A 12,511-nucleotide genomic window follows, 5' to 3' on the forward strand; every position below is an offset into this window, starting at 1 on the left:
CGCACCCAGACCTGACGCACAGCACCAGCACCTGCCGTCACGCCACCGCATCACCGCACCACCGAGGAGCCTTCACCCGTGCACAACGACCACAGGATGACCCAGGCGCGCGTCGAACGATTCGTCCGCGAGCGCCTCGAGCCGGCGTGCGAACGCGCCGCCGTCCCGGCCCGGATCGAGGTCTGGGAGGTGCCCGGCGAGCCCGTGCCGTTCGCGGAAGCCGTCACCCAGGCGTACGAGCCCACGGCGCCCGGACGGGCGTGGGGTCGCGCGTGGGCCACGATCTGGCTCCGGGTGACCGGGACGGTGCCGGCCGGCTGGTCCGCCGCGCCAGGTTCGGTCGAGCTCGTCGTGGACCCAGGGTTCCAGGGGGATTCGGCCGGCTTCCAGGTCGAGGCCCTGGTCTACGACGGCGAGGGCCGGACGCTCAAGGCCATCGAACCAAGGAACGACTACGTGCGGCTCGGCCTCGCGCCGGGGGAGTCGTTCGAGGTGTACGTGGAGGCGGCGGCGAACCCGAACATCATCGAGGGCGACACCTTCGCCCCGACACCACTGGGCCGCCGCGAGACGGTGCCTGACCGGCCCCTCTACACCCTGGGGCGGGTCGACGTCGTCGAGCGCGACGGCACCGTCTGGGAGCTCCTGCAGGACATCGCGGTAGCGCTCGGTACCGCGCTCGAGCTGCCGGGTTCCTCCCCGCGCCGCGCCGAGCTGCTGACCGCGCTCGACGCGATGGTCGACGCCGTCGACCCGCACGACGTGCACACCACCGCGCCGGCCGGGCGTGCGGCGCTCGCGGAGGCGCTCGCGGCGCCTGCGAGCCGGAGCGCCCACCGCGTGTACGCGGTGGGCCACGCGCACATCGACTCCGCGTGGCTGTGGCCCGTGCGGGAGACGGTGCGCAAGTGCGCGCGCACGTTCTCCAACGTCCTGGACCTCATGGACGCCGATCCTGACCTCGTCTTCGCGTGCTCGTCGGCGCAGCAGCTCGCCTGGATCCAGGAGTACTACCCGGAGCTGTTCGAGCGGATCCGTGCTCGGGTCGCGGAGGGGCGGTTCGTGCCGGTCGGCGGGATGTGGGTCGAGTCCGACACGAACCTGCCGGGTGCGGAGGCGATGGCGCGCCAGTTCGTCGAGGGCGGGTCGTACTTCCGTGACGAGCTCGGTGTGGAGGCGACCGAGGTGTGGTTGCCGGACTCCTTCGGGTACAGCGGGTCGCTGCCGCAGATCGCCCGGGCGGCCGGTGCGCGGTACTTCCTCACGCAGAAGCTGTCGTGGAACGAGGTCAACGCGTTCCCGCACCACACCTTCGACTGGGAGGGCATCGACGGGACCCGGGTGCTCGCGCACTTCCCGCCCGTGGACACGTACAACTCGACGCTGAGCCCGGCGGAGCTCGCCCACACCGAACGCAACTTCGCCGACAAGGGCCGGGCCAACACCTCCCTCGTGCCGTTCGGGTTCGGGGACGGCGGCGGTGGCCCGACGCGCGAGATGATGGCCGCCGCCCGCCGGTCGGCGGACCTCGAGGGCTCGCCGACCGTTCGCGTCGCGTCCCCGCAGCGGTTCTTCGAGGCGGCCGCCGCCGAGCTCGCGACCCGGCCCGTGTGGGTCGGCGAGCTGTATCTCGAGAGCCACCGCGGGACGTACGCCTCGCAGGCGCGGACCAAGCGCGGCAACCGCCGGTCGGAGGCTCTGCTCCACGAGGCGGAGCTGTGGGCCGCGACGGCCACCGTCCGCACCGGTGCCCCGTACCCCGCCGAGCGCCTGCGCGCGGCATGGCGGACGGTCCTGCTCAACCAGTTCCACGACATCCTGCCGGGGTCGTCGATCGGCTGGGTCTACGACCAGGCCGAGGAGGAGTACCGCCAGGTGGCGGCGGAGCTGGAGTCCGTCGTCGCCGAGGCGATGAGGGCGCTCGGTGCCGGTGAGGCGCTCGGTGCCGACGAGGAGGTCGGTCCGGGAGACGGCGGTCTGGTCGCGAACCCTGGTCCGTACGCCCTGGACGGGGTCGCCCCCTTCTCGGTCGGTCGCCGTCGGACCTCCGGGACGGTCACGGTGGCGGAGACCGCGGCGGGCCTCCGTGTCCGCAACGACTTCATCGCCGTCACGATCGACGGGGACGGGCTCATCACGTCGCTGTTCGACCTGGCGGCCGCTCGTGAGTGCATCCCGCCGGGACGGCGTGGTGGCCTGCTGCAGGTCTTCACGGATACACCGCGCCGCTTCGACGCGTGGGACGTCGACGTCGAGTACCGGCGACTCGGTCAGGACCTCGCCGAGGCGGACAGCGTCGAGGTGCTCGAGGCCGGCGGGGAGCGCGTGGCCGTGCGCACGGTCCGGAAGTTCGCCGGCTCGGTGATCACCCAGACACTGACCGTCGCGGCCGGCCGGGCGGCGGTCGACATCGAGACCGTCGTGGACTGGCACGAGCGGCAGAAGATGCTCAAGCTCGCGTTCCCGATCGACGTGCACACCGCGTCGGCCCGGTCGGAGATCCAGTTCGGGCACATCGAGCGAGACACGCACGCGAACACGAGCTGGGACGAGGCGCGCTTCGAGACGGTCGCGCACCGGTGGGTGCACGTCGCGGACGCCGGCTTCGGCCTCGCCGTGGCGAACGACGCGACCTACGGCCACGACGTCACCCGGCACGAGCGCGGCGGCGGCGGCACGTACTCGCTCGTGCGCCAGACCCTGCTCAAGGCGCCGCTGTTCCCGGACCCCACCGCCGACCAGGGCGGGCACGTCTTCCGGACGTCGCTCGTGCCGGGCGGGGTGGACGACGCCGTCCGGGCGGGCTACCGGCTCAACCTGCCCCTGCGCGCCGTGGACGGCGTGCAGGGGATCGAGCCGCTGCTGCGCTCGAGCTCCGACGCCGCCGTCGTCGAGACGGTCAAGCTCGCCGAGGACGGGTCGGGCGACGTGGTCGTGCGGCTCTACGAGGCGTTCGGCACGCGCGTGCACGCCACCCTGGGGCTGGGCTTCGCCGCACGCTCCGTCGTGGAGACCGACCTGCACGAACGCGCCACCGAGCCCTCGGCGGTCGTCGGTTCCGACACGCGGTCGGTCGCGCTGTCGCTGCGTCCGTTCCAGCTCGTGACGCTCCGCATCGCCCGGGGCGCCGAGTGAACGCCCGCGTGGAGTACCCCCTCGGCCCCTTCCGGCCGTACGACGGCAACCCGGTCCTTGTGCCCGGCCGCCACCCCTGGGAGTCGCGGAGCGTCTACAACCCGGCCGCTTTCGTCGAGGGCGGGCGCGTCGGCCTCGTCTACCGGGCCCACGCGGACGACGTCGTCTCGCACCTCGGGCTTGCCTGGAGCGACGACGGATACCACTTCACCACGGAGCCCGAGCCGATCCTCTCGCCCGAGCACGGCTACGAGCGGTTCGGGTGCGAGGACCCCCGCCTGGTCAGGATCGACGGGATGTACTACCTCACGTACACCGGCTGGGACCGCGAGACGGCCGAGCTGTGCCTCGCCACGTCGACCGACCTGCGGTCGTGGACCAAGCACGGGCCGCTGTTCCAGGGGTTCAGTACCTTCCGCGGGCTGGACCCGAGGCGTGAGCGGAGCTGGAGCAAGGGCGGGGCGATCCTCACGGAACCGGTCGACGGCGAGTACCTCATGTACTTCGGCGAGGGCGCCATCTACCTCGCGCGCTCGACCGACCTGGTCCACTGGAGGGTCGACCCCGACGCCCGCCCCGTCCTCCGGCCGGAGCCCGGAGGCTTCATGGGCGACCTCGTCGAGACCGGCCCCCAGCCGGTCATGACGTCGAACGGCTACGTCCTGCTGATGCACAACAGCGCGGTCGACCTGCCCGGCGGGGGCGTGTACTACTCGTGCGGTCAGGTCCTGATCGATCCGGCGGTGCCCGACGAACCGGTCGCCAAGATGGTGAGGCCGTGGCTCGAGCCGACGACGCCCGAGGACCGGCACGGTCTCGTGGACAACGTGACGTTCGTCGAAGGGCTCGTCCACTTCAGGGGCGAGTGGCTCGCCTACTACGGGCAGAGCGACACCACGGTCGGTGTGGCGTCGTTCCGTCCCGGCGGACCATGGGACGTTCGATGAGCGCCGTCCGCGAGACCGGGCCGGGACTGCGCGACATCCCGCTGGAGGTCACCTGGGTCCGGGGCGCCGTCGAGACCGAGCGCACGGGCGACGGCGCCGTCGTGCCGCACCGCATCCCCGCCTGGGCCCGGCCCAGGGTGCCGGACGCGTTCATGGCGGAGACGACGTCCGAGTCCGCGGGCGTCCGGCTTGCCGTACGCACCGCCGCCGACGTGATCGAGATCGACTACGACGGAACCCGCATCGCCGAGAACGAGCAGGTGGACCTCGCGCCCGGCGTCTGGGACGTGACCGAGAACGGCCGGGTGGTAGCGAGCGCAAGCGCGCCCCCTGGCCACCGCTACCTGTTCTCGTTCGAGCGACCCGACACCGCACGGGTGGCTCCCGGGGCGTCGTCGACCGTCCGGCTCGACGGCCTGGCGACCGGGACCGAGCGAGACCTGGAGATCTGGGTCCCGTACACCGACGCGGTCCGTCTTCGCGCGCTGCGCGCGGACGCTCCGGTGACGGCGGCCACGCCGACCGGCGCACCGCGCTGGGTCCACCACGGCAGCTCGATCAGCCACGGCTACGCGGCCGACTCGACGACCGGGACCTGGCCCGTCGTGGCGGCGCTGGAGACAGGCGTCGAGCTGACGAACCTGGCGTACTCCGGGAGCGCGCTGCTCGACCAGTTCGTCGCGCGGATCATCCGTGACCAGCCGGCGGACGTCATCAGCCTGAAGATCGGGATCAACCTGGTCAACGGGGACCACATGCGCACGCGGGCCTTCCGGACGGCGATGCACGGTTTCCTCGACACCATCCGTGACGGGCACCCGGGCACGCCGATCGTCCTGGCGTCGCCGATCTGGTGCGAACCCGTCGAACGATCCGCGGGACCGACGGTCGACGACCCCTCGAAGGCGGTGAGCTGGTGCACGGCCGCCGGAACGGTGCAGGACGTGGCGGAGGGCAAGCTGTGTCTCCAGGTGATCCGGTCGGAGCTGGAGGCCGTCGTCGACACACGCCGCGCATCGGACCCGAACCTGACCTACGTCGACGGACTGTCCCTGTACGGGCCGGACGACGCGCGGACGATGCCGCTGCCCGACAACCTGCACCCGGGTCCCGACGTCCAGCGACTCATCGGGCGGCGCTGGGCGCGGGACGTCATCGCCAGCTGGTGACATCGACGTCCGCCACGACGACCGGCCGTGGGCCTCAGATGCACGTGGGCCTCAGACGCTGAGGTGGCCGATCGCCTGAGCCGCGATGAGCCCGCGCCCGATGCGTAGCTGCGCGCCAGGTCGCTGTCCAGGGCGAGGGCGCGCCGGCACTCCAGATGGTCGTCCAGCACGTCGCGGGTGGAACGCACTGTCCGCCCCTCGGCACAGATCAGGTCGACGGCGGTTCGGTTGAGGCAGTGCCGCCGTGCCGACGGGGCCACAGTGCGATGGCCAGGCCGGCCACGACGCTCAGGATGTGCAGCCAGTTGTCCGCCGCATTGATGTTGAGGACGTTGATGTCGGGATTGTTCACCGCGATCAGGCCGTAGACGAACGCTGCGCCGTACCCGATCACCAGCAGCCAGCCGAACGTCCGCGCCCGGCCCGGCGAGGACCACATGGTCACACCGAGGAGCCCGATGAGAAGGTGCACGATGTTGTGCAAAGGATTGATGGCGAAGCCGAGCAGCGTCTGGCCATGGTCGTGCTCCGCAAATCCGTCGAACCCGGTGACGAAGAAACCCGCTATTCCCACCAGGAGATAGACCACGCCGATCGTCAGCGCGAGCCACTGGTAGGGCGCCCGCGTGTGCGTGGCCGGGATGGACTGTGTCATGGCGTTCCTCCCGTCTGAGGACCATCAAGATCACCTTGCGGTGGTGCCGTTCCACTCGCATCCGGCGATCTCGGCACAGACGAATGCCGCACTCGTGCCGCCCACCCAGGTTGCGTCGAAGGGGCTGGTGCGGCGAGCTCGACCTCGTTCGGTCGAACGGCACGCATCTTTTGCTCTTCGTTTGTTAAAAGTCTGTGGCCCTCGTATGGTGCCGGGGTACCTCGCCCCAGCGGCTCACACCCCGGAGCACGCGCGTGGTCGAGGCGGGAGCGGGCCGAGGTGACGACGCCTCAGGCCGAGCTGACTTTCACCGGACCGGCCGTAGTTTTGGCCCCGTGCAGAGGAGCACACGTGGAGAACACATCGAAGTTGAGCCGGCGTTCGCTGTTGACGGCGGGGGCTGCCGCGGCAGGGGTGCTGGCGTCAATGAGCCCGGCCTCCGCTGAGACCGTCGCGACCGGAGCCGCCCGCGGCAGAGGAAACGGGTTCGGCATCCCCGAGGAGTCGGTCGGGATGCAGATCTTCACCATGCGGAGCCTGGTGAGCTCTACCTTGGGGCTCGAGGGCGCGCTGGAGATCGCTGCGGACGCGGGCGTCAAGCAGGCAGAGCTGGCCGGCAGCTTCTACGACCGGTCACCTGCCGAGCTGCGGCAGATCTTCCGATCGTTCGACATCGATATCGCGAGCAACCACTTCGGTCCGCGCGGTGGGAGCGAGGTGCTGCCCTGGGCGACGCCGGAGGGCCGATCCGCGATCTACCGTGATGCCGAAGCGCTGGGTTTCCCGCTGGTCGGGACCGGCAGCCTGGGAGGAATCATCGCCCGGGACAACCACACCCGGGACGAGTACCTGCGGGCGGCTGACCTCTTCAACCAGTGGGGCAGGGACGCGAAGCACAACGGGATGGCCGGGTTCTTCTTCCACAACCACGACAGCGAGTTCGCGCTCGACGGTCAGGGAAAGCCCCTCTTCGACCTCTTCATCGAGAACACCGACCCGGAGTACGTGTTCTTCGAGCTGGACCTCGGGTGGGTGGCCGTGTCGGGCCAGGACCCGAAGAAGTACATCCAGGCGTACCAGAGCCGCATCCCGTACTTCCACGTCAAGGACGTCACGTGGGACCCGGCCGGTAACCGCACTGCGGCTGCGGGCACCGTCAACGCGGGCCGGAACTTCCGGTTCACGGACGTCGGCAAGGGCGACATCGACTGGGCAGACGTTCTCTCGCCGATCAGGAACTGGGGCAAGCACCGGTTCTTCCTCGAGCACGACGACGCCGGCGACCTCGCACTCAACCCGGCCGGTTCGGCGAACACCATCTGGCGTGGCTGCTCGCACCTGCACGAGCTGCCGCGTCGTCGGCGCTGACCCGACCCGGGGTGTGGACGACCGCACCGGACCGTGTCACGGTCCGGTGCGGTCGCGGGGTTCAGCGGGGCGGCGGTGACGATGGGCGGCCACCGGACGCGCCCCGTGCGCGGCGGCGGCGATGGCCGGCGGTCAGCGCCTCGGGTCGAGCGTGGTGGTCCAGAGCGAGCGACCTGCCTGGTCGCGCAGGTCGACGCGGAGCTGCCCGGTGGCACCGTCGACGTTGACCTCGCCGAAGTGCTGGAAGCCCTCCAACGGTGAGGTGTTGGCACGCGGCGGCGAGCTGACGAAGACCTGCTGCGGTCCGAACGTCGGGTCGAGCGCGTTGGGGCCGAACGCCCCGGCGTGCAGGGGCCCGGAGACGAACTCCCAGAAGGGGTCGAACCCCTCGAACGCGGCTCGCTCGGGCGCGTAGTGGATCGCGGCGGAATAGTGCACGTCCGCGGTGAGCCAGACGGTGTTGCGGACCCGGCGGCGACTGATCTCCTGCAGCACCCACGCGAGCTCCGCCTCGCGGCCGTTGGGCACTCCGGGCAGGCCGTTGGCCACGCCCTCGATCTTGTCGCCGTCGGGCACCTGGATGCCGATCGGCATGTCGGAGGCGATCACCTTCCAGGTCGCCCGGGAGCGGTCCAGGGACTCCACCAGCCAGCGTGCCTGGCGGGCGCCGAGGATCCGTTCGGGCGCGGTGCCGGTCGAGTTGGGGTCCCGGTAGCTGCGCATGTCGAGCACGAAGACGTCGAGCAGCGGGCCGTGGGACACCTTGCGGTACACCCGACCGTCCACGGCGTCCTGCTGTCGCACCGGCTGCCACTCGTGGAACGCTCGGTGGGCCCGCGCGGCGAGGACGTCGGCGCGCTGCTCGGTGTAGCGGTCGTCGTTCAGGATCTCGCCCGGGTACCAGTTGTTCGTGACCTCGTGGTCGTCCCACTGCACGATCTGCGGGACCTGTGCCGCGAACCGGCGGACGTTCTCGTCGAGCAGGTTGTAGGCGAACTGTCCACGGTACTCGGCCAGCGTCTCGGCGACCTTGGACTTCTCAGGGGTGACGATGTTGCGCCAGACACGGCCGTCGGGCAGGACCACGGACTCCTGCAGGGGGCCGTCGGCGTACACGGTGTCGCCGCTGTGCAGGAAGAAGTCCGGGCGACGGGCGGCCATCGCGTCGTAGATCGTCATCCCGCCCACGTCGGGGTTGATGCCCCAGCCCTGGCCGACGACGTCACCCGACCACGTGAAGCGCACGTCGCGGCGGCCGCGCGGGACGGTCCGGAACTGTCCGACGAGGGCCTGGCTGTCGGCCCGGCCCTCCAGGTCCTGCGCCACGACGCGATAGTGCACCTCCTGTCCTGCCGGCAGCCCCGTCAGGCGCACCTCGCCGGTGCCGTCCGTCTCCGGGGTCAGCAGCGGGCCGCGGATCCGCGCCGCACGACGGAAGTCGGGGTCGCGGGAGACCTCCACGAACATCCGCGACGGCCGGTCGGCTCTCGTCCACACCACGGCACCGTCCGTGCGTGGGTCGCCGAGCTGCACGCCGTGGGTCAGCACAGGACGGCCGGACCGTGCGAAGGCGGGCGCTCCGGGGAGCAGCAGTCCGGCGGCGGCCAGCCCGGTGGCGCCGAGCAGGGCGCGGCGGTTCAGTTCGGGACCAGGGTTCATGCGTCCGTTCTAGCCAGGCCAGGAGACGCCCGGATGGCCACATGCCGAAGCCTGGGTGAAACAGCGGTGGCGTGCACCGAGGCGGGTGGGCCGAGTTCGTGACCAAGGCCGATCCATTTCCGCCGTGGCTCCGAACCACCTGCACGAGCGTCACCGCGAGCACCGCTTGCGGCCGGCGCCTACTGGTCACCACACAGATGGGAAGAGTGCCATGACACAGTCCAAGTCCTCGACGCACACCCGGGCGCCTCATCAGCGGCTCGCCCTGACGATCGGCGTCGTCTATCTCCTGGTCGGCGCGGCGGGGTTCCTGGTCACCGGGTTCGACGGATTCGCCGAGCACGACCACAGCCAGACGCTGCTCGGGTTCGCGGTCAACCCGCTGCACAACATCGTGCATCTCCTGATCGGGCTCCTCGGACTGTTGATGTGGTCCGCGGCGGGCCGGGCACGGGTGTTCGGCTGGCTGCTCGTCGCCGGGTACGGGGCGACCTTCGTCTACGGCCTGTTCGCCGTGAACAACCCCGACATCAACATTCTCAACATCAATGCGGCGGACAACGTGCTGCACGTCCTGAGCGTCCTGGTCGGCCTGGCCATCGCGCTGTGGCCCCACCGGCAGGCCGGTGCCGCGCCCGGCTCGCAGTGGGTGTGACGCCGTCCTGCCGGGCCCGTTCACTCTCTCGGTGCCCGCCCGGCGACCAGGGCGGCCACCGCCATCCCCACCGAGGCGATGAGCGCGACCGCCCCGGCGAGCATGCCGTACACCGGCCAGTCGATCGCGAGCGAGAAGCTGCCGAGCATGCCGTAGGCGACGCCGACGAGAGCTGGGACCACCGAGAGGGTGCCGATCGCCAGGGCCAGGATCGTCACGAACGCGGACTCGAACGAGATCATCGCCGTCAGCTGGCGGCGGGTGGTCCCGACGCGGCGCAGCAGCGCGAGCTCCGGCCTGCGGGCACCGGTGAGCATGACGAGGGTGTTCGCGGCGGCGATCGGTCCCGGCTGCAGGCAGCCGTCTGGGCCTACCAGAACGGGGTGGCGCGGCCCGAGGCCGAGTAGCCCCGGCGTCGTACGCCCCCGGCGCGAACCGCGGACCTCAGCTCAGATCAGCCTCAGCTCAGCTCGAGCACGATCCCGTCCACGGACTCCCGGCCGCCCGGCCCGTGGTCGCGGATGATGGCGACGATCTCGTCGAACAGCGTCGGGCCCTCGCCGCGGCGTGCCGCGAGGAGTCGCGCCTCGAAGGCCGCGCGGTTGGACGGGTCGACCGACGGCAGGAGCCGCTCGAGCCGCCGGGCCGTCTCCGCGTGGCCGAGCGCTGCCCGGGACGTCTCGGAGCCCACCCACCTCAGCACCCAGCCGCCCGCGGGGGTGCCGTACCCGCCGCGGAGCACGTCGTTGAGGGCGTCGAGGTTTCCTCGCCAGGTGTACCCGCTCAGCAGCTGGGAGAACTCGCGGGCGAAGCCGTCGAGGTCGCCGAACCGCGTTCCGTCGATGACGAGCACGGGGAGGTCACGAGTCATGGTTCGAGGCTATCCGTCCCGCTCAGGGCTGTGCCCGTGCGTTGTGCCCGTGCGCTGCGCCCGGCCGTCAGAGGCCGGGCGCAGCGCACGGGACCGGGTCACATCCGGTAGAAGTCGCCGTAGTGGTTGGGCGAGAAGTAGACGACGCCGGTGGTTCGGTCCAGGACGAGCCGGTAGGACTGCCGCGCCGCGCCGCAGGCCCGCGGCGTGACGTCGAACTCGAGGTAGGAGTGACCGGCCGGGAGCTGACCCTCCCTGTTGTAGTGCGTGCCGCCCGCGTAGTTGCACTGGCCGTCCGGCCAGCTCACCCAGCCGCGGGTGCTCGGGTAGCCCTTCGAGCTCCAGATCGAGTTCGAGGAGTACGCCTCCGCACAGCCGCTGTGCGTGCAGGAGTCGTAGACGTTGGCCTCGGACGCGGGCGCGACGGCGACACCGCCGGCGACGAAGCCGACCATGGCGGTCAGGACGACGAGCATCCTGACCAGGCTGGTCAGGACGCTGTTCTTCGGGGACACCTTCTGGGACACGTTCTCGGACACGCTGATCTCCCTCTCGGTTGGGAATACCGGGTGAGATCCTCGCCCGCCAGGTCGACGCGGACCCGACGACACTCCCACCTACGGGTGAATTTCTGCTGTCCGCTCCTGGCCGGCCCGCTGGACCGCGTCGTGCGGGAAGGGGGTTGCCCGGCTCTCGCGCTGGAACCGGCGGTAGAAGTCGCCCATCACCGCGGCGACCGGCGCGTGGCGGAGCAGAGCCGCCGCGGCTGCCGGCGGAGCCCCCGGCGGGGGCACTTCCTGCGCGCACGCGCGCACGAACGCTCTGCGCTCCTCCGGTCCGTACCCGTACAGGGCGACGGCCAGCCAGTTCACCAGGTGGGTGACCGCGTAGTGCCGGTCGTAGTCCCCGTGCTCGTCGAAGAACGCGGTCTCGCCGCGCGTGAGCTCGAAGCGGGAGGAGATCGCGAGACCGTAGTCGGCGAAGAAGAGCCGCCTGCCGTCGGTCAGGATGTTCTCGAAGTGGGCGTCGAGGTGAAGCAGCCCGCGTGCGTTCATGAAGGAGATGCCGGCGCTCAGCTCGTCGACCACCATGGCGCACGCCCGCTCGGCGGCCTCGTCCCCGGCCTCTACCTGGTCGCCCAGCCAGTCGTGCAGGTTCTGCGGGATGTACTCCAGGAACAGCACGAGGCTCGCCGTGGACCGCTCGACGGCCTCGATCCGGCGTCGTATCCCGGACCCTCCGCCCCAGTAGGTGACGGCCCGTTCCACATCGGCCAGCTCCTCGGGAAGCGGCCGCCCGGCATCCGGGAGCACCCGCCAGTGGTGCATCAACGGGAAACCCTCGTGGTCGCCCGCGATCACCCAGCTCGTGGTCATGGCGTGCACGGCCAGCTCCCGCCAGGCTCCGAACCCCGGGCCGCCGATGGTACCCACGCCGTAGTGGCAGAAGTTGGGCAGCTCGAACAGATTGGCCGTGGAGCGCACGTTCTCCGGCCGCAGCTCGAGATCGGTCAGGCGCACCTGCTTGACGAAGACCTTGGTTCCCTCGACCTCCAGCAGGACCGTCTGCCCGCCGATCCCGGATCCGACCGGTGCGGCGGCGTCCACGAGCTCGCGCAACCGGTGATCGCTGCACAGCGACAGGGCCGTGGAGGCGGCGCCATGCGCGGCCAGTCGAGCACCGCGGGACATGTCAGGGTTCTGCAACTCTGCCTCCAGACGGGCACCGCCTCTCGTGTCACCGCTGCGGTGACACCGTGGCAGGCGCTGCGGCCACCCTCTCATCGGGTGACATGCTGCCGTTGTAGTGCGACAGGGTGGAGGTATCGGGCGGTAGACTCCGTTTTCTGCGGCGATGTTTCTGCGGCGATCACACGGTGTCATCATGTGTCAGCACGCAGGGCCACGTGCCCCCACGGTGGTTTTCCACGGCACCCTGCGACGTGTCACGATCAGCGTGAGCACGGGACGCGGTCGGCGCAGGCGGGAACGCCGCGTGGTGACCCGGCGGCCCGACCGGCATCGCCCGGCCCGGGCTCCCCACCTCACGGCC

Annotated in this window: 11 protein-coding genes; 5 read left to right on the top strand and 6 right to left on the bottom strand. The window is 70.8% G+C overall.

What is annotated here, in order from left to right:
• Positions 1-78: 78 nt before the first annotated feature.
• The 3 genes from ACYVK7_RS07410 to ACYVK7_RS07420 are packed head-to-tail and all read left to right on the top strand — an operon-like array spanning position 79 to position 5,251.
• Positions 79-3,135, top strand: coding sequence for an alpha-mannosidase (locus ACYVK7_RS07410; RefSeq protein WP_460887044.1), 3,057 nt, complete (start codon positions 79-81; stop codon positions 3,133-3,135).
• 8 nt (positions 3,136-3,143) lie between these two features.
• A complete protein-coding gene (locus ACYVK7_RS07415; RefSeq protein ID WP_460887045.1) occupies positions 3,144-4,082 on the top strand; it encodes a glycoside hydrolase family 130 protein in 939 nt (312 codons plus the stop codon).
• Positions 4,079-5,251 (top strand): GDSL-type esterase/lipase family protein, encoded by a 1,173-nt coding sequence (locus tag ACYVK7_RS07420; RefSeq protein WP_460887046.1) that lies wholly within the window; start codon positions 4,079-4,081, stop codon positions 5,249-5,251. The genes ACYVK7_RS07415 and ACYVK7_RS07420 overlap by 4 nt, the downstream gene beginning before the upstream one ends.
• A 208-nt stretch (positions 5,252-5,459) precedes the next feature.
• Here ACYVK7_RS07420 and ACYVK7_RS07425 read toward each other — a convergent pair whose 3' ends face one another.
• Entirely contained in the window at positions 5,460-5,906 is a 447-nt protein-coding gene (locus ACYVK7_RS07425) for a DUF4383 domain-containing protein (RefSeq protein ID WP_460887047.1), read from the bottom strand.
• 351 nt (positions 5,907-6,257) lie between these two features.
• Here ACYVK7_RS07425 and ACYVK7_RS07430 point away from each other — a divergent pair, with 351 nt between their 5' ends.
• Complete coding sequence (locus ACYVK7_RS07430) at positions 6,258-7,274, top strand: sugar phosphate isomerase/epimerase family protein (protein WP_460887048.1); 1,017 nt, start codon at positions 6,258-6,260, stop codon at positions 7,272-7,274.
• Positions 7,275-7,406: 132 nt separating this feature from the next.
• Here the strand turns inward: ACYVK7_RS07430 and ACYVK7_RS07435 are convergent, their stop codons facing one another.
• Positions 7,407-8,933 carry an alkaline phosphatase D family protein gene (locus ACYVK7_RS07435; protein WP_460887049.1) on the bottom strand — a complete coding sequence of 509 codons (1,527 nt, stop codon included), beginning with the start codon at positions 8,931-8,933 and terminating at the stop codon, positions 7,407-7,409.
• 211 nt (positions 8,934-9,144) lie between these two features.
• Between ACYVK7_RS07435 and ACYVK7_RS07440 the strand changes: the two genes are divergently transcribed.
• On the top strand, positions 9,145-9,588 hold the full coding sequence (locus tag ACYVK7_RS07440; protein ID WP_460887050.1) for a DUF4383 domain-containing protein: 444 nt from the start codon (positions 9,145-9,147) through the stop codon (positions 9,586-9,588).
• Positions 9,589-9,608: 20 nt separating this feature from the next.
• On the opposite strand, the gene ACYVK7_RS07445 is transcribed toward ACYVK7_RS07440, so the two are convergent.
• The 4 genes from ACYVK7_RS07445 to ACYVK7_RS07460 all read right to left on the bottom strand — a co-directional run bounded on the left by ACYVK7_RS07445 (position 9,609) and on the right by ACYVK7_RS07460 (position 12,150).
• Positions 9,609-9,965 (bottom strand): FtsX-like permease family protein, encoded by a 357-nt coding sequence (locus ACYVK7_RS07445; protein WP_460887150.1) that lies wholly within the window; start codon positions 9,963-9,965, stop codon positions 9,609-9,611.
• An 83-nt stretch (positions 9,966-10,048) separates the two neighbouring features.
• Positions 10,049-10,459 (bottom strand): barstar family protein, encoded by a 411-nt coding sequence (locus tag ACYVK7_RS07450; protein ID WP_460887051.1) that lies wholly within the window; start codon positions 10,457-10,459, stop codon positions 10,049-10,051.
• A gap of 98 nt (positions 10,460-10,557) precedes the next feature.
• Positions 10,558-10,998 carry a ribonuclease domain-containing protein gene (locus ACYVK7_RS07455; protein WP_460887052.1) on the bottom strand — a complete coding sequence of 147 codons (441 nt, stop codon included), beginning with the start codon at positions 10,996-10,998 and terminating at the stop codon, positions 10,558-10,560.
• A 78-nt stretch (positions 10,999-11,076) separates the two neighbouring features.
• Positions 11,077-12,150 carry a protein kinase family protein gene (locus tag ACYVK7_RS07460; protein WP_460887053.1) on the bottom strand — a complete coding sequence of 358 codons (1,074 nt, stop codon included), beginning with the start codon at positions 12,148-12,150 and terminating at the stop codon, positions 11,077-11,079.
• Between the last annotated feature and the right edge of the window lie 361 nt (positions 12,151-12,511).

This window comes from Promicromonospora xylanilytica (genome assembly GCF_054782895.1).